Source organism: Kyrpidia spormannii (assembly GCF_002804065.1).
In the GTDB taxonomy this organism is placed as follows: domain Bacteria; phylum Bacillota; class Bacilli; order Kyrpidiales; family Kyrpidiaceae; genus Kyrpidia; species Kyrpidia spormannii.
The window spans coordinates 363,227-380,388 of the sequence record NZ_CP024955.1 but is presented as its reverse complement, the minus strand read 5'-3'; the positions used below and the strand labels follow the sequence as shown (position 1 = coordinate 380,388).

Genomic DNA, 17,162 nt, shown 5'->3' with positions numbered 1-17,162 from the left:
AAAGCCACCACAGCTTGAGAAAGCCTCGACCGATTCGTATCCGTCCGCTTCACGCCTCGCGGCGCTTCCACGCCGGACCGATCTACCTCGTCTTCTCCAAGGGGTCTTACCACCTTGCGGTGTGGGAAACCTCATCTTGAGGCGGGCTTCGCGCTTAGATGCATTCAGCGCTTCTCCCTCCCCGACTTGGCTACCCAGCGGTGCGCCTGGCGGCACAACTGGGACACCAGCGGTCGGTCCATCCCGGTCCTCTCGTACTAAGGACAGCCCCTCTCAAGTTTCCTCCGCCCGCGGCAGATAGGGACCGAACTGTCTCACGACGTTCTGAACCCAGCTCGCGTACCGCTTTCATGGGCGAACAGCCCAACCCTTGGGACCGACTTCAGCCCCAGGATGCGATGAGCCGACATCGAGGTGCCAAACCTCCCCGTCGATGTGGACTCTTGGGGGAGATCAGCCTGTTATCCCCGGGGTAGCTTTTATCCGTTGAGCGACGGCCCTTCCACTCAGTGCCGCCGGATCACTAAGCCCGACTTTCGTCCCTGCTCGAGTTGTCTCTCTCGCAGTCAAGCTCCCTTGTGCCTTTGCACTCGCCGCGCGATGTCCATCCGCGCTGAGGGAACCTTTGGGCGCCTCCGTTACCTTTTAGGAGGCGACCGCCCCAGTCAAACTGCCCACCTGACACTGTCCCCCGACCGGTTCACGGCCGCAGGTTAGAAGATCAATCCGCCAAGGGTGGTATCCCAACGTCGGCTCCCCCCGGGCTGGCGCCCGGAGTTCCCTGCCTCCCACCTATCCTGTACATGACCGACCCATCTCCCATATCAGGCTACAGTCAAGCTCCACGGGGTCTTTCCGTCTAGCCGCGGGTACCCTGCATCTTCACAGGGACTACAATTTCACCGGGTCTCTCGTTGAGACAGCGCCCAAGTCGTTACGCCTTTCGTGCGGGTCGGAACTTACCCGACAAGGAATTTCGCTACCTTAGGACCGTTATAGTTACGGCCGCCGTTTACTGGGGCTTCGGTTCAGGGCTCTCACCCTTCCCCTTAACCTTCCAGCACCGGGCAGGCGTCAGCCCCTATACCTCGCCTTCCGGCTTCGCAGAGACCTGTGTTTTTGCTAAACAGTCGCTTGGGCCTCTCCTCTGCGGCTCCCTCGGGCTCAGGATCTCTCCCTCACCCTACCGGAGCGCCCCTTCTCCCGAAGTTACGGGGCCATTTTGCCGAGTTCCTTAACGAGAGTTCTCCCGGTCGCCTTCGGATCCTCTCCGTGCCAACCTGTGTCGGTTTCCGGTACGGGCACCCAGGTCCTCGCTAGAGGCTTTTCTCGCCAGTGTGAACCCAGGGACTTCGGTACTCATGCTTCCCTCCCCTTCACGGCTCAGGCGCCCGTTGTGCGGATTTCCCTGCACAACACCCTCGCCGCTTGGACGGCCTCTTCCAGCCGGCCGCTCCCCTGTCCTCCTGTGTCCCCCCTTCGCTCAAACGGACCTCGGTGGTACGGGATTCTCCACCCGTTGCCCTTCGCCTACGCCCTTCGGCCTCGGCTTAGGTCCCGACTAACCCTGGGCGGACGAACCTTCCCCAGGAACCCTTCGGCTTTCGGCGGACAGGATTCTCACCTGTCTTTCGTTACTTATACCGGCATTCTCACTTCCCGCCTGTCCACACGCCCTTGCGGTCGTGCTTCCCCCACGCGGGAACGCTCCCCTACCACAGTCTCCTGTCCGAGGCTTCGGTCGCGGGTTTCAGCCCCGTTTCATTTTCGGCGCAGCCGCACTCGACCAGTGAGCTATTACGCACTCTTTCAATGATGGCTGCTTCTAAGCCAACATCCTGGTTGTCTTCGCACGGCCACTTCCTTTCCCACTTAACCCGCCCTTGGGGACCTTAGCCGTCGGTCTGGGCTGTTCCCCTCTCGACCACGGATCTTATCACTCGTAGTCTCACTGCACGGCATCCGACAACGGCATTCGGAGTTCGACTCGGCTCGGTAACCCTCGCGGGCCCCTCCCCCAATCGGTGCTCTACCGCCCCCGCCTTCTTTGCCGCACGCTCGCCCTCAAGCGATTTCGGGGAGAACCAGCTATCTCCGGGTTCGATTGGCATTTCACCCCTACCCCCAACTCATCCTATGGTTTTTCAACACCAACAGGTTCGGGCCTCCATGGCGTTTCACCGCCACTTCACCCTGGTCAGGGGTAGATCACCCGGTTTCGGGTCTGCCGCATGAAACTCTCGCCCTCTTCAGACGCGCTTTCGCTTCGGCTCCGGCCCTGAAGGCCTTAACCTCGCTTCATACGGCCGCTCGCCGGTTCATTCTACAAAAGGCACGCCGTCAGGCTCTGTGACGCCCTCCGACTGCTTGTCGGCACACGGTTTCAGGTCCTTTTTCACTCCCCTCCCGGGGTGCTTTTCACCTTTCCCTCACGGTACTCTCCGCTATCGGTCGCTGGGGAGTATTTAGCCTTGGGAGGTGGTCCTCCCGGATTCAAGCGGGATTCCTCGTGCCCCGCCCTACTCGGGGTCCGCCCCGGAGCCGCGTCGGTTTCGGATACGGGGCTCTCACCCTCTCCGGCGGGCCTTCCCAGACCCTTCTCCTACCAACCCGGTTTCTCACTCCACATGGGACGCCCCTCGACCCCGGCCCCCTAAAAGACCGGTTTAGGCTCCTCCCCGTTCGCTCGCCGCTACTTGGGGAATCGCGGTTGCTTTCTTCTCCTCGGGGTACTAAGATGTTTCAGTTCCCCCGGTCTGCCCTCGACGACCTATGCATTCAGCCGCCGATGCCGCCTCTCCCAGACGGCGGGTTCCCCCATTCGGACACCCCCGGATCAACGCCCGCTTACGGCTCCCCGGGGCGTTTCGGCGTTCGCCCCGTCCTTCTTCGGCTCCCAGCGCCCAGGCATCCACCGTGCGCCTTTCCTACTTTCTCTCGCTGCGTGGCTTTTCAGTTCTCAAGGAACGATGAAGGAGCCTCGCTCCCTCAGAATCAAACAGTACGCGCACCCCAACCCCTTCTCTTTGCCTTGCTCCCTAGAAAGGAGGTGATCCAGCCGCACCTTCCGATACGGCTACCTTGTTACGACTTCACCCCAATCATCGACCCCACCTTCGGCGGCTGGCTCCGCCCTCTCGGTCGGTTGCCTCACCGACTTCGGGTGTTGCCGACTCTCGTGGTGTGACGGGCGGTGTGTACAAGGCCCGGGAACGGATTCACCGCGGCATGCTGATCCGCGATTACTAGCGATTCCGCCTTCATGCAGGCGAGTTGCAGCCTGCAATCCGAACTACGAACGGCTTTCAGGGATTCGCTCCAGGTCGCCCCTTCGCTCCCCGTTGTACCGCCCATTGTAGCACGTGTGTAGCCCAGGACATATGGGGCATGATGATTTGACGTCATCCCCGCCTTCCTCCGGCTCCTCGCCGGCAGTCCCCTGTGAGTGCCCACCTCTCGTGCTGGCAACACAGAGCAAGGGTTGCGCTCGTTGCGGGACTTAACCCAACATCTCACGACACGAGCTGACGACAACCATGCACCACCTGTCTCCTCTGTCCCCGAAGGAAACCCCTCATCTCTGAAGGTGTCAGAGGGATGTCAAGCCCTGGTAAGGTTCTTCGCGTTGCTTCGAATTAAACCACATGCTCCACCGCTTGTGCGGGCCCCCGTCAATTCCTTTGAGTTTCAGCCTTGCGGCCGTACTCCCCAGGCGGAGTGCTTATTGGGTTTCCTTCGGCACGGATGGGCATCCCCACCCACACCTAGCACTCATCGTTTACGGCGTGGACTACCAGGGTATCTAATCCTGTTCGCTCCCCACGCTTTCGCGCCTCAGCGTCAGGTGTCGTCCAGCAAGGCGCCTTCGCCACCGGTATTCCTCCTGATCTCTACGCATTTCACCGCTACACCAGGAATTCCCCTTGCCTCTCCGACCCTCAAGCCATGCCGTATCCGAGGCCCCTCAGCGGTTGAGCCGCTGCCTTTCACCTCGGACGTGCATCGCCGCCTGCGCGCCCTTTACGCCCAGTGATTCCGGACAACGCTCGCCCCCTACGTCTTACCGCGGCTGCTGGCACGTAGTTTGCCGGGGCTTCCTCCTTGGGTACCGTCCCTCACCGAGTCCCCTCGGTGCCCTCGTCCCCAAAGCCAGAGGTTTACAACCCGAAGGCCTTCTTCCCTCACGCGGCGTCGCTCCGTCAGGCTTTCGCCCATTGCGGAAGATTCCCTACTGCTGCCTCCCGTAGGAGTCTGGGCCGTGTCTCAGTCCCAGTGTGGCCGCCCACCCTCTCAGGCCGGCTACGCATCGTCGCCTTGGTGGGCCGTTACCCCACCAACCAGCTAATGCGACGCGGGCCCACCCGACAGCGGGTTTCCCCTTTCCCGCAAAAAGCATGCGCCCTTTGCGCCTATCCGGAATTAGCGCCCGTTTCCAGGCGTTGTCCCGGTCTGCCGGACAGGTTGCCCACGCGTTACTCACCCGTCCGCCGCTGGCCTCCCCGGGGCAAGCCCCGGGGCGACCCGCTCGACTTGCATGTATTAGGCACGCCGCCAGCGTTCGTCCTGAGCCAGGATCAAACTCTCCGTGAAAAGATTCATCCGGGCTAAAAGTGGCGTACTGTTTGATTCTCAAGGATCGAGGTGCCGCTTCGAGCGGCGACAAGAGATACTTTATCAAATCCCGGCTGAAGATGCAACCGGTAGTTCGTGGAAAAGCCCGCGACGTCTGCCGCGCACATTTTCCGGCCGCCCCGGGGGTGAGCCCATCGGGGCAGCGAGGAGAATTATAGGCCCTTTGAGGGGCTGGACACAACCCGGGCGATCCCCGATTTCAGCAGGGCAACCGGCTTCATTCGCCCCCATGCGCCCGCACGCTCGGGAATGCGCGATTTTTTACCGGCGCATGCGGCCAAATGCCGGAGCCCGCCGGCCCTCGCCCCCCGGGGGTGGCGGGGCGGCGACAAGCCGCGCCCCGGGTCCTGGCGAAGAGAAGATCAGAAGCGAGACGTTCACAGCCTTTCCCGGCCGGCTTTCCCGGACTGGGCCGGCCCCGACCCGATGCCTACCTCCGCGGGAACCCCTCACACCCCCGGCTTCACCAGCCGCCCCACCGGGCCCGCGATCGGCCGGCCGTCCTCCATCACCTGAATCCCCGCACAAAAACGGCCACCGGCCCCAGTAAGCCTTTCCTAAATCCCCCTCACACTGCCAACCAGCCACCATCCACCGCATAGATGTACCCGGTACAAAACGCCGACGCATCCGAGGCGAGGAACACCCCTATCCCCGCTAAATCTTCTGGCCTGCCCCATCGGCCAATTGGAGTCCTTCGGGTGATTTCCTCATGGACCTTGCGCAGCTCGGGATCCGGAACATCCTCGCGCAATTTTCCTTCCCCGAGATTCGTCCGAATAAAGGCCGGGGCGATCGCGTTCACCCGAATCCCCATCGGAGCCAATTGCACCGCCAGAGTTCGGGTGAGCTGCACCACACCGCCCTTCGCGGCTGTATACCCGATGGCTCCCATTCCGAAATCCCCCACGAGACCGTAGATAGACGCCGTATTAATAATACTCCCCCGTTTGCGCTCGACCATCACCCGGGCCGCCGCCCGATCGGTGAGAAACACGCCGGTGAGGTTCACGGCAATCACCCGGTCCCAATCTTCCTTGCTGTATTCGGTGACCAGTGCGCCTTCATCCCCGATCCCGGCATTGGCAAAACACACATCGAGCCCGCCGAGTTGCCGAACCGTCTCTTGTACCATGCGATCGGCGTCCTCTTCCTTGGACACATCCGCCCGGAGCGCGATCACTTTCCGCCCAGTCTCCCCTGCCAGCTGCTCCGCAGCCTTCCGGGCCGCCTCCTCATTCCAGTCCACCACCGCCACATCCGCGCCGGCTTCCGCCATAGCCCTTGCAAAAGCAAGTCCGATTCCACTTCCGCCCCCAGTTACCAGAGCAACCCGGTCATTCAGTCGAAAGGCGTCCATCACACTCATGTCTGCATCCACCCCCTTTAATCTTTACCCTTTTAGTATAACCTCACATAATACTCCATTCGAGCCAGGCCGTTGATCAACTTCCGGGCACAACCCATCCCGAACACTCCGGAAAAGGAAACCGCAACAACGGCCGCGGAAACGAGATGGGATCCCATGGGGATCACCGTAACGGGATGGGATTGGGTATTGAAAACCCCGGACAGAGCGAACGCGGAACACAGGAACGTTGAACCGACGGTACATATGGCAGTTGCGAATGGAATCTGCCCCAGAAAAAAAACCCCCTCACCCCGAGGGGGCCGCTGCCCATTGCCGCCTCACCGCCTCACGCGGTCACTTCCCCATGTCCGCCACTAAGAAAACCGCGCCGTCCGGCGTGCCAACCCGGCACCCGTACATCGCCCGCCTTCAGGCAGTTTCATGTTTCGCCGCCGCCTTTTGTTCTTCCGCCCCGGACTCGTCGCCGGGCACCGTCAATCCCGCCACCGCACTATATAACCAGGCGGCCAGCGACGCCCCGAGGATCGGGCCGATCACATACACCGGATACTCTGCCCACCGCACCTGCCCACCAAAAAAACTGTCCATCACATAGGGACCAAACGTACGGGCCGGATTAAACGACGAACCCGTGGGCCCCGCCGTGGTCATGATAATCCCCGCCACCGTCAACCCGATAACCAACCCTGCAAACCCTTGGGGCGCGCGGCCGTCCACCGCCGCGCCCATGATCACCGTCATCAGGACAAACGCCTCGATCGCCTCAATCACAATTCCCTGCACATACCCTGTGGAAGGAGAGAGCACCGTCGCCCCGAGATTGCCCACCGTCGCTCCGGCCGGCCCCAGGATCGCGACAACCCCCAGCGCCCCCGCCATCGCGCCGATCAGTTGGGCCGCCACATAGGCCGGAACCTCCCGCCAGGGAAACCGCCGGATCACCGCCAACCCCACCGTCACCGCCGGGTTGATGTGGCACCCCGAAATATGCCCGAATGCATAAATCATCCCCACCACAATGATCCCAAACGCCAGACTGATGACACCGACATCGGCCAGGGTCGCCGAGTGATGCGCCTGCCCCGTCAATATACCGTTGAACGCCGCACACCCCGGCCCGATCAACACCAACAACGCCGTCCCGATCCCCTCGGCCAGGCTTCGGCTCCATAACGAAGGTGCCCGGTCCATCGACTCTCCCCCGCATTTCGGCCCGCCGCTCTCAGCGCCGGATCAGGCCGTGGGGATCGATCACAAACTTCCGGGCCACACCCCGGTCAAAATCTTTATATCCCTGGGGAGCCTCATCCAGTGAAATCACCGTGGCGTTGACCGCCTTGGCGATATGGGCCTTCTCGTTCAAAATCGCCATCATCAACTGCCGGTGGTACCTCATCACCGGCGTCTGCCCTGTCACAAAGCTGATCGCCTTTGCCCATCCGAGGCCGATGCGCAACTTGAGCGTTCCCTGTTTGGCATCCTCGTCCACCGCGCCAGGGTCGCCGGTCACGTACAGGCCGGGGATTCCCATCCGCCCGCCGGCCCGGGTGACTTCCATTAATGAGTTAAGAACCGTCGCCGGCGCCTCCCGGTGCTCCGGTCCGTGACCGTGGGCCTCGAAACCTACGCAGTCCACCGCGCAGTCTACCTCTGGCACTCCAAGAATCTGCTCGAGTTGCTCCGGAAGGCTGTCATGTTTGGTGAGATCCACCGTTTCACATCCAAAGCTTCGGGCCTGGGCCAACCGCTCGGCGTTCAGGTCACCCACGATGACCACCGCCGCCCCCAGCAACTGGGCAGAGTGGGCGGCCGCCAGTCCTACAGGTCCGGCCCCGGCCACGTACACAGTCGACCCCGGTTTCACCCCGGCACTCACCGCTCCGTGAAATCCCGTGGGAAAAATGTCCGAGAGCATTGTGAGGTCCAGGATTTTTTCCATGGCCTGGTCCTTATCCGGAAATTTCAACACCTGAAAATCTGCATAGGGCACCATTACATACTCGGCCTGACCGCCGACCCACCCGCCCATGTCGACATACCCGTAAGCAGAACCCGGGCGATCGGGGTTCACATTGAGACAGATATGTGTATTGCCTTCCTTACAATTCCGACAACGGCCACACGCAATATTGAAGGGAACGGAAACCAAATCTCCCTTCTTGACGAACTCCACATCCCTCCCGACTTCGATGACTTCGCCGGTGATCTCGTGCCCCAGCACCAACCCCGGAGGGGCGGTGGTCCTCCCCAGCGGTTGCTTCAATCGGGGTTAACCCAGGAGGTTCAGCAACTCCTGCAATTGTGCGGCCTTTTCGATACCGGGCCTTTCGTCCTGGTATCGATGGACTTAAAAGACCATCGCGCCCCTTTCCAACACATGGACGTCTTGCGCAAATTCATGTTGGCCCACATCTGGGGATATCGAACTAAATTTGATTTTCTCGCGTATCGGCCCAATGGACTCACGGGAATTTTCGTGTCCAGAGACCCCGACAACTGGTCAAGACAAGGCAAAGCCTTGTACGAATCCTGGCGAAACTACCGCCCCGACCTCGGGCTTCTGATTGTCGTTTCCAGCACACCATCGTTGTCGGATCTTTCCGTCACATTAAAAGAAACGGAGCTTTTGCTCCGCTTTGCCGCTCGCAGTGAACTTCGAGGGGTGATCCCCCCGCTGTTTCACCGGCGAATCAGCCGGGTGCTTGCCCAACTCAGCCCCGAGGCGTTACATACGCTGGTGGAGGACACCTTGGGCCCACTGCTGCTGCCGGAGCACAGCCATCTATTGGAAACCCTCCGCATGTACTTGTTCCTCGGACAAGGGACGAGCCAAACGGCCGACGCGCTCTTTATCCATCGCAACACGTTGATGTACCGACTCCGCCAGATCGAGCAGATTCTCGGCGTCCAGCTCCGGCGCATTGAGGATGTTTCGGCGATCTGGACCGCTCTCCAGGCAGCGGAACTTCTCGCTATGACCGAGTGAAGGGGCCGACAGGCCCCTGGCCTTCACACCGCCCCATACCCCAATCGTGGCCCTGCCCCAGGGACCGCTCACACCCACAGACCTACCCTTCCACCCGCTCCATCACCGCCCGGTGCAGCCGATCCACAAGCTCCCGGGCCTGGGCTTCGTCCTTTCCACGGACTCCAAAGTAGATCTTCAGCTTTGGCTCCGTTCCCGAAGGCCGTAAACAGAACCACTGCCCCCCTTCCAACACGAACTTCAGCACATCTGACCGGGGCAACTCCAGCTTCCCCTCACTGCCGTCCGCCCGGCGCACCCGGCTCACGAGGTAGTCCTGCACCTCCATCACTGCCAGCCCCGCCACCTCCCGGGGGGGCGCCTCCCGCCAGCCCTTCATCATCCCCGTCATCCGGGTCTGACCCTCGGCCCCGGGCATGCTGACCGACACCAACCGCTCCCGGTAGTATCCGTACTGGCGATAGAGCTCCTCCAAGCGGTTGAGCAGGGTCTTACCCGATCGCTTGTGGTACGCGATCATCTCTGCCACCAGAGCCGACGCCTGCACCCCGTCTTTATCCCGGACAAAATCCCCGATGAGGTAGCCGCAACTTTCCTCATATCCGAAGACAAAGCTCCTTCCGGTGCCCTCAAGGAGTCCGATCTGTTCGCCGATGAATTTGAACCCCGTCAACACGTCGATGGTCTCAAGACCATACGCATCCGCCAACGCCCGCCCCATCTCCGAGGTGACGATGGTCTTGATCATCACGCCCCTGTCGGGCAGCGCGCCAAGATCTTTTCTCCGCTCCAAAATATAATCCAACAAGAGCACGCCGACCTGGTTGCCGTTGAGATATTCGTAATCCCCGTGGCCGTCCGCCACCGCCACCCCCACCCGGTCGCAGTCGGGGTCGGTGGCCAAAGCCGCATCCGCTTTCAACTGCCGGGCCAGTTCCAGAGCCCGGTCGAAAGCCGCGGGATCCTCAGGGTTCGGCGACGACACGGTGCGAAACTCCGGATCCGGGCGCATCTGATCCTCCACACACACCACCCAGTGGCCCATCTCCTTCAGGACCCGGGGCACCAATTTGCCCCCGGTCCCGTGCAGCGGCGTATAGACCAGCGTCGCCAAAACTCCCGGCCGCCCAGCTCCCCTCTTGTCCACCGCACCGTCCCCCGGGCCTTGGGCCAAGGTCAGCTGCCGCACCCGGGCGACGTACCGATCGTCCATCTCCGACCCGAGCCGCCGCAGCAGCCCCGCCCGGACCGCCTCCTGTTCATCTGCCGTGATCACCGCAAAAGGATCTTCCACCTGGTCGATCTCCCGGACAATCGCCTCGGCCAGGGACGGCACCGCCTGGCAACCGTCCGGTCCGTACACCTTGTACCCGTTATACTCCGGCGGATTGTGGCTCGCCGTGATCACCACCCCCGCCGCCGCCCCAAGCTCCCGCACCGCAAAGGACAACTCCGGGGTCGGGCGAATGTCTTCAAACAGATAAACCGGAATCCCTGCCCCGGCCAGGGTTAACGCCGTTTCCTTGGCGAATACGTCCGACCATCGCCGGGAATCGTAAGCCACCACCACTCCGCGGTCGGCAGTCCCCTGCCCTTTCAGATACCTCGCAAGCCCCGCCGTAGCCAGGCGCACCGTGAAGCGGTTCATCCGATTGGTCCCCGCCCCCATCACCCCGCGCAATCCTCCGGTTCCAAACCGCAAGTCATCACCGAACGCTTCCGCCAAGGCCGCGGGATCGCGCTCCAACCGCGTCAGATCTTCAGCCAGATCCGGGTCGGCCATTAAGTGTTTCCTCCAAACCCGGTAGCGCTCTTTTCGTTTCTCGGTCAGCCGATCCCCTGCCGCACTTTCACCCATCCGGCACCCCTCCACCCATCGATTCGTCCGATCATGTCATTTTAACTATACCGGAAAATCTCTCACTCTGTGTAGCCGAACCGGACGGGCAGGGCATCGCCGCGGACTCCATCCGTCGGTTGACCGGGCTCCACTGCTAAAAGCCTTCCGAAAACGAGTGGGCGGGCCGGCCCCTCATCCCCCGTTGTGTGTCCCGCCATACCTCGGGTAGTATAAAAAGGAGCGAAAGGGGCTGACACAATGGGAAAACGCTTCGTCATCATCGGCGGCGACGCGGCGGGGATGAGCGCCGCGTCCCAGATCCGCCGCCTGCAAGCGGACGCGGAAATCCTCGCTTTTGAAAAGGGATCGACCCTCTCCTACGCCCAGTGCGGCTTACCGTATCTCATCGGGGGCGTGGTGTCCGAGGCCAAGAATTTAATCGCCCGCACCCCCGAGGAGTTTCGGGACAAGTACCGCATCGAGGTTTTCATCCGCCACGAGGTCACGAAGATTCTCCCCGAAGAAAACGCGGTGATCGTCAAAAATCTGGCCGAGGGAAGCGAGGAGGGCTTCTCCTACGATACCCTCCTCATCGCCACGGGTGGACACGCCATTTTCCCGCAGTGGGAAGGGCGGGACCTGGAAGGAGTCTTCCCCCTCAAAGATATGGACGACGCCCTCCGTATTCAGGGTTGGGTACAAAAGAAAAATGTCGCCAGGGTGGTCATCGTGGGCGGAGGATACATTGGCCTGGAGATGGCCGAGGCGTTTCATCATTTAAAGAAAGAAGTGGCGGTGTTAGACTTGGCGCCCCAAGTGGCCGGAACCTTTGATCCCGAGTTGGCGCAATTGGCTCAACAGGAATTGGAGCAGAATGGCATCCGCGTGGCGCTGAACGAAGAGGTGGTGGCCCTGCGGGGAGAGAACGGCCGGGTGACCGGGGTGGAGACGAAGACGGGCTTTTACCCGGCGGACCTCGTGCTCGTGGCCATCGGAATCCTTCCGAACAGCGAGCTCGCCAAGGACGCAGGAATTGAGTTGGGAGTCAAAGGGGCGATCCGCGTCGACGACCAGATGCGGACCAACCGGTCGAACATTTACGCCGCCGGCGACTGCGCCGTTCACTATCATCGAGTAAAGGGGACCGAGGATTACATCCCCCTGGGGACGACGGCCAACAAGCAAGGGCGCATCGCCGGGACCAATATGGGCGGCGGAGAAGCGCATTTTGCCGGAGTCGTGGGGTCGGCGATCATGAAGGTGTTGAATGTGGCCATGGGCAGAACCGGGCTGTCGGAGCGCGAAGCGAAACAGCTCAACATTCCGTACGAAGTGGTGTCGATTCGCTCCCGGGACCACGCCGGTTACTACCCGAACGGGGAGCGGCTTCACCTCAAGCTGCTCTATCACAAGGAGAATCGAAAGTTGCTCGGGGCGCAAATCGTGGGGAAACACGGGGTAGACAAGCGGATCGACGTCATCGCTACCGCCTTGTACGCCGGCCTCACCATCGACCAACTGCAGGAACTGGACTTGTCCTACGCCCCGCCTTTCAACTCCGTGTGGGATCCGGTCCAACAAGCCTCCACGGTTGCTGGCCGGTCTTAATTTCGGCCGCGCCCCCCAAACCCTTCGCCAGGTGGTGTACAATGAGAAGATGAGAATCTTCGACCGGGTGAGGGGATAGGCATGCAACCGTTTCCGACCACAGCGAGGGAAATTCTAGCCCTGGTCGGCGACCGGGCTACGTACAACCGCGGGAAACGCTATGCGGACGAAGGACGCGTGCAAATCACAAGTCCGCCCGAAGGGAATCTCGCGGTCAGCGGCCGCCAACAGTGGGAATGCTCGGTCCTGGGAAGCAAGGAATACCGGGTCGTGATCGAGAAACACCAGGGCACCCTGGAACTCCTGTGGTGTTCTTGCCCGGCTTTCAGACGAATGGGCGTGTGCAAACACATCGCCGCAGCCCTGCTGCATTTGATTGAGTGTGGCTTTGTACAGCGGGAGATTGAGCCGGGCGGCAAGCGCCCTGGAGACGACCGCTCCGGTGCGTTTGTGCAAGAGAGTCCAAACTTCGGGAATGGGAGCCGAAGGGCGGTGGATCAACGGCCCGAGCAAGGTGACAACTTGGCATCCGGCGCCAGCACAGGCCAGACCGTCCGCGACAGCAAGGCCCGGGAAAAGGAATCGCAGAAGGTCCGGGTCGCCGTCGCCCACCTCATCCGAAGATTGGGGGACCTGTTGGAATCGGAACACCAACCGGGCGGGACATCGGCCGGGCCGCTCCCCTCCCCGGAGCCTCGGGCGACATCCCGCCTGACCATCGATTATGTTCTCGTTTACGAAGGCCACGTGAGCCTTGAGCTGAAAGCCGGGGTGGACCGTACCTTTGTGGTCAAGAATATCCGGGATTTTATCCGGGATGTTCAGATCGGCGCCCCCCACCCCCTGACTCCGAGGTTCTCGTATCAGCCGGAGTTGCACCACGTCGCCCCCGAGGATTTGTCGATCCTGCGGGTACTCGGCCAAGTGATGGCCGAAGAAAGTTTTTATCGCTCGGTGAACGGCTATTACTCTTACGATCGCAAGTACGGGGATCGCCGTTTGGCACTTCCGCCTGCGGCAGCAGACGCACTCCTTGACGAACTGCGCGGCCGGCAGATCTTCCTGACCCACGGCACCGCCGCCCCGGCGCCCATTTATGTCGCCGAGGATCCACTGCCGAAGGCGGGGCTCGAATTCCGCCTTCTCCCGGGCGACAAAACGACGGAAGGGGGCGTTCGGTTGGATCTCGCCCCCTTGGCCCGGGCTGAGTACTTGGCAACTTACCGGTGGCTGGTGGTAGACGGAACTTTGTATCGCCTGTCCGAACAGGAGGACAATCTGGTCTCCAGCTTCATGCTGGCACTCCGTTCTGAAACGAGACCCGGGGGGTTCCTTCGCCCGTACGAGCGCCCACAGACTCATCTTTCCATCCCCCGGGATCTGGTGGGCACCGCCCTGTCCCTGACCGTTCCGGCTTTGGAGACGATCGGCAAAATTCAGGTCCAACCGTCTTTATCGAAACAGATTGCAAAATTCCCCCTGCGCACCGAGGTCCTCATTGACGAGGGGCCCGACGCCCTTTCCCTGGACGTCTCTTTTCATTACGAGGATGCGGTGTTTCGCCCGGTGGCCGGATCTGCGCCGGAATCTCCCAGCAAGGACGCCGACCGTGCCGTCTCGCCGTCTATGGATAAGTTTTACATTCGAGACATGGATCGGGAAATGCAGGTCATTTCGATCCTGAACAGAGGCCCTGTAACCGTCAAACCGGGTCCCGGGGGACAAGCGAAACTGTCCGTCCCGAAAGACGACGAAACGCTTTATCGGTTTTTTCACGAAACGGTTCCCGCCTTGACGGCCCTGGACCACGTCAGTCTCTACCTGTCCGATGGCGCCTCCGCCTACGTCACCGACGTTCAGCCACAACCAGAGATTCGCTTTGATCTCGACCCGGCCGGGGGCTGGCTGACCGTGCGTTTCGACGTACATGGGGTCGACCCGGCGGAGGTCGAACAGATTCGGCAAGCTCTGCTTCGGGGGATGCGCTACGTGCGCCTGGAGTCGGGTGCCTTTCTCTCCCTGGAAGATGAATCCTTCCGCCGGGCCCGATCGGTGCTCCAAACGGTCCTTGGAGACGCGCGATCCTCATCCCGGAAAGGCCGGGATGCTCGAGGGTTTCGCGTGCCGCTATACAAGACGGCGCTCCTCGTAGACGCCGACGACACCCGGGGTGTAGCCCGGTACAGCGCGGCCGTCCGAACTTTGGTGGAGTCCCTCAGTGACCCGGAAGCCTTGGAAATCGCCCCGCCAACGGGCCTTCGCACCGCTCTCCGCCCCTATCAACTCACCGGTTTTCGCTGGATGAAAACGCTCGCCCACTATTCCCTGGGGGGTATTCTCGCCGACGAAATGGGCCTGGGAAAAACGGTGCAAACCATTGCCTTTTTGCTGTCCGAGCGGGAGACGGCGCCCACCGATCGGCCGTCCCTCCTCGTGGTGCCGGCTTCGCTGATTTATAACTGGGAGGCCGAGTTTCGCCGTTTCGCCCCCTCCCTGCGGGTCATTGTGGCGGACGGGCCACCCGAGAGCCGGAACCAGAAACTGCAAAATCTACAGGCCGGGGACATCGCCGTCACCTCGTACCCGTTGCTCCGGCAAGACATCGCCCAATATGCGGAAATTCCCTTTGAACATTTGATTTTGGACGAGGCCCAGACTGTCAAAAACCACACCACCCAGATTTTCCGGGCGGTCCAACAGATCCAGGCCCCGAAGCGGTTCGCCCTGACCGGGACGCCCATCGAAAATGCCCTGGACGATCTCTGGTCGATCATCCACACCTTGATGCCCGGGCTTTTCCCGCCCCTTCAGCGGTTCAAAGATCTCTCGCCGGAACAAGCGCGGCGTCGCGTCCGCCCTTTTATTCTGCGGCGGACAAAACAAGATGTCCTCAGAGACCTCCCGGAGCGCACGGAGATGATCCACTGGGTGGAGCTCGACGACAAACAGAAGGCGGCCTACCTGGCATTCTTGAACGACGCCCAACTCAGGGCCCAGCAGCTGATGCAAAAAGGCGGATTGACGGAGAATCGCATCGCCATCCTCGCCCTGATCACTCGGCTTCGCCAGGTCTGCGCCGACCCGGCCCTGGTGGTGCCGGAGTACGAGGGAAGCTCCGCCAAACTGGAAGCCCTTCTGGAGTTGCTGCGGGAGTACCAGGCGGCAGGCCGCCGAGCCTTGGTCTTCTCCCAGTTCACCCAGATGCTGGAGCGCATTCGCAGGCGCTTGGCCGAGGAAGGAATCGAGGCCTTTTATCTCGACGGCCGCACCCCACCTAAAGATCGTTTGGCCATGGCCGACGCATTCAACGCCGGTGAACGGGGCGTGTTCCTCATTTCCCTGAGGGCCGGGGGGACGGGACTGAACCTCACCGGAGCGGACACGGTGATTCTGTATGACCTGTGGTGGAATCCGGCGGTGGACGCCCAGGCCATCGGCCGGGCCCATCGGATCGGGCAGAAAAATCCCGTCCTCGTGCTCCGGGTGATCGCCAAAGGAACAATTGAGGAGCGGATGTACGCCCTGCAGATGAAAAAACAGGCGTTGTTCGACCGGGTCATCGAGAGTGAAAAAGACCCGTCCGCATTCCGCCTGACGGAAGAGGACGTCCGGGCGCTGTTGTCCCTGACCGAAGCCGACGCCGAAGCCGTGCGCTGAACCTTGCCCGAACCCTTGTGCGAGGCCATAGATGCGCCCTTTGATCAAATCCCAGCGCGGGTGTGGCATACCGCATCCTCGTGTTCCTTGACTTCCTCCGGCATGAGCGTGGCGTGAGGTCCGCCTATGACCGTGGGGATGCCGCGGGATCGGAATCTCTCTGAAATGGAGTAGGCATGCGGGGCGGCGAGAGTGTTGGCGGTGGCCGATCGCCGCGGGAGCGGCGATCTGGCCCGGACACATGAGGTGGCGGTGGGGCCGGCGGATCGAAAAAGGTGAGGAGGGGTATGTCCGAGTGGCTGAACGCAGAACGAACCCCAAGGTGGATGAATTCCTGAGGAAGGCGGACAAGTGGAGGAAGGAGTTTGAGGCATTACGGTCGATCGCTCTGGAATGCGACCTGACCGAAGACTTCAAGTGGGGTGTCCCCTGTTACACGTTTCAGAACAAGAACATCGTCTTGGTCCACGGATTCAAGGAATACTGTGCGCTCCTGTTTGTCAAAGGCGCTCTGTTGCGGGATCCCCACGGAGTTCTCGTCCAACAGACGGAGAACGTGCAGGCGGCGCGCCAGATTCGGTTCACCGATGTTCGGGAGATCGTTGAGATGGAAACGATCTTGAAATCCTATATCCATGAAGCCATTCAAGTCGAAAAAGCCGGCTTGAAGGTGGATTTCAAGAAGAATGCAGACTTCGATATCCCCGAGGAGCTACAGCAGAAATTCCATGACATGCCTGCCTTGAGGACGGCTTTCGAGGCGTTGACACCGGGCCGGCAGAGAGCCTACCTTCTTTACTTTTCTCAACCCAAACAAGCCAAAACCCGAACGTCGAGAATTGAAAAGTGTGTACAGCGAATTCTCGACGGAAAAGGATTGAATGATTGAGATAGCGGGAACCCGATCCGAGTCGGTCTGCGCAAGCGCATGCCGTGTCGAGGTGTGCGTCAGCGTGCTTCACAGAGGCGTGGAGAATTGGGGAGTTTCATCCGATACTCCCCATTGAGGATATCGCAAAATCCACGCTCACATTCATTGATGGCTTGACGCTGCACATTCTCCATCC

The 17,162-nt window shown here is 61.1% G+C and carries 8 protein-coding genes and 2 rRNA genes; 4 read left to right on the top strand and 6 right to left on the bottom strand.

Annotated elements, in window-relative coordinates; all coding sequences use genetic code 11:
- Positions 1-13: 13 nt before the first annotated feature.
- The 5 genes from CVV65_RS01975 to fdhA form a co-directional block, all read right to left on the bottom strand.
- A 23S ribosomal RNA gene (locus CVV65_RS01975) occupies positions 14-2,938 on the bottom strand.
- A gap of 104 nt (positions 2,939-3,042) precedes the next feature.
- Positions 3,043-4,590 (bottom strand): 16S ribosomal RNA (locus tag CVV65_RS01970).
- The 16S and 23S rRNA genes sit together here, the layout of an rRNA operon.
- Before the next feature lie 610 nt (positions 4,591-5,200).
- Positions 5,201-6,001 carry an SDR family NAD(P)-dependent oxidoreductase gene (locus tag CVV65_RS01965; protein WP_100666719.1) on the bottom strand — a complete coding sequence of 267 codons (801 nt, stop codon included), beginning with the start codon at positions 5,999-6,001 and terminating at the stop codon, positions 5,201-5,203.
- A gap of 411 nt (positions 6,002-6,412) precedes the next feature.
- Positions 6,413-7,195 (bottom strand): MIP/aquaporin family protein, encoded by a 783-nt coding sequence (locus CVV65_RS01960; RefSeq protein WP_100666718.1) that lies wholly within the window; start codon positions 7,193-7,195, stop codon positions 6,413-6,415.
- 31 nt (positions 7,196-7,226) lie between these two features.
- Positions 7,227-8,267 (bottom strand): formaldehyde dehydrogenase, glutathione-independent, encoded by a 1,041-nt coding sequence (fdhA, locus tag CVV65_RS01955; RefSeq protein WP_232796683.1) that lies wholly within the window; start codon positions 8,265-8,267, stop codon positions 7,227-7,229.
- Between fdhA and CVV65_RS01950 the strand changes: the two genes are divergently transcribed.
- Entirely contained in the window at positions 8,259-8,990 is a 732-nt protein-coding gene (locus tag CVV65_RS01950; RefSeq protein ID WP_100666717.1) for a PucR family transcriptional regulator, read from the top strand. The genes fdhA and CVV65_RS01950 overlap by 9 nt on opposite strands.
- Positions 8,991-9,072: 82 nt before the next feature.
- Here CVV65_RS01950 and CVV65_RS01945 read toward each other — a convergent pair whose 3' ends face one another.
- The gene (locus CVV65_RS01945; protein WP_232796682.1) at positions 9,073-10,848 is read right to left on the bottom strand and encodes a phospho-sugar mutase; all 1,776 of its coding nucleotides are present in this window, start codon (positions 10,846-10,848) and stop codon (positions 9,073-9,075) included.
- 240 nt (positions 10,849-11,088) lie between these two features.
- Here CVV65_RS01945 and CVV65_RS01940 point away from each other — a divergent pair, with 240 nt between their 5' ends.
- The 3 genes from CVV65_RS01940 (at position 11,089) to CVV65_RS01930 (ending at position 16,984) form a co-directional block, all read left to right on the top strand.
- Positions 11,089-12,438: a CoA-disulfide reductase gene (locus tag CVV65_RS01940; RefSeq protein WP_100666716.1), complete on the top strand. Its 1,350-nt coding sequence runs from the start codon at positions 11,089-11,091 to the stop codon at positions 12,436-12,438.
- Between the two features lie 81 nt (positions 12,439-12,519).
- Positions 12,520-16,095, top strand: a complete 3,576-nt coding sequence (locus tag CVV65_RS01935) for a DEAD/DEAH box helicase (RefSeq protein WP_100666715.1) — start codon at positions 12,520-12,522, stop codon at positions 16,093-16,095.
- A gap of 295 nt (positions 16,096-16,390) precedes the next feature.
- Positions 16,391-16,984: a YdeI/OmpD-associated family protein gene (locus CVV65_RS01930; protein WP_100666714.1), complete on the top strand. Its 594-nt coding sequence runs from the start codon at positions 16,391-16,393 to the stop codon at positions 16,982-16,984.
- Positions 16,985-17,162 lie beyond the last annotated feature (178 nt).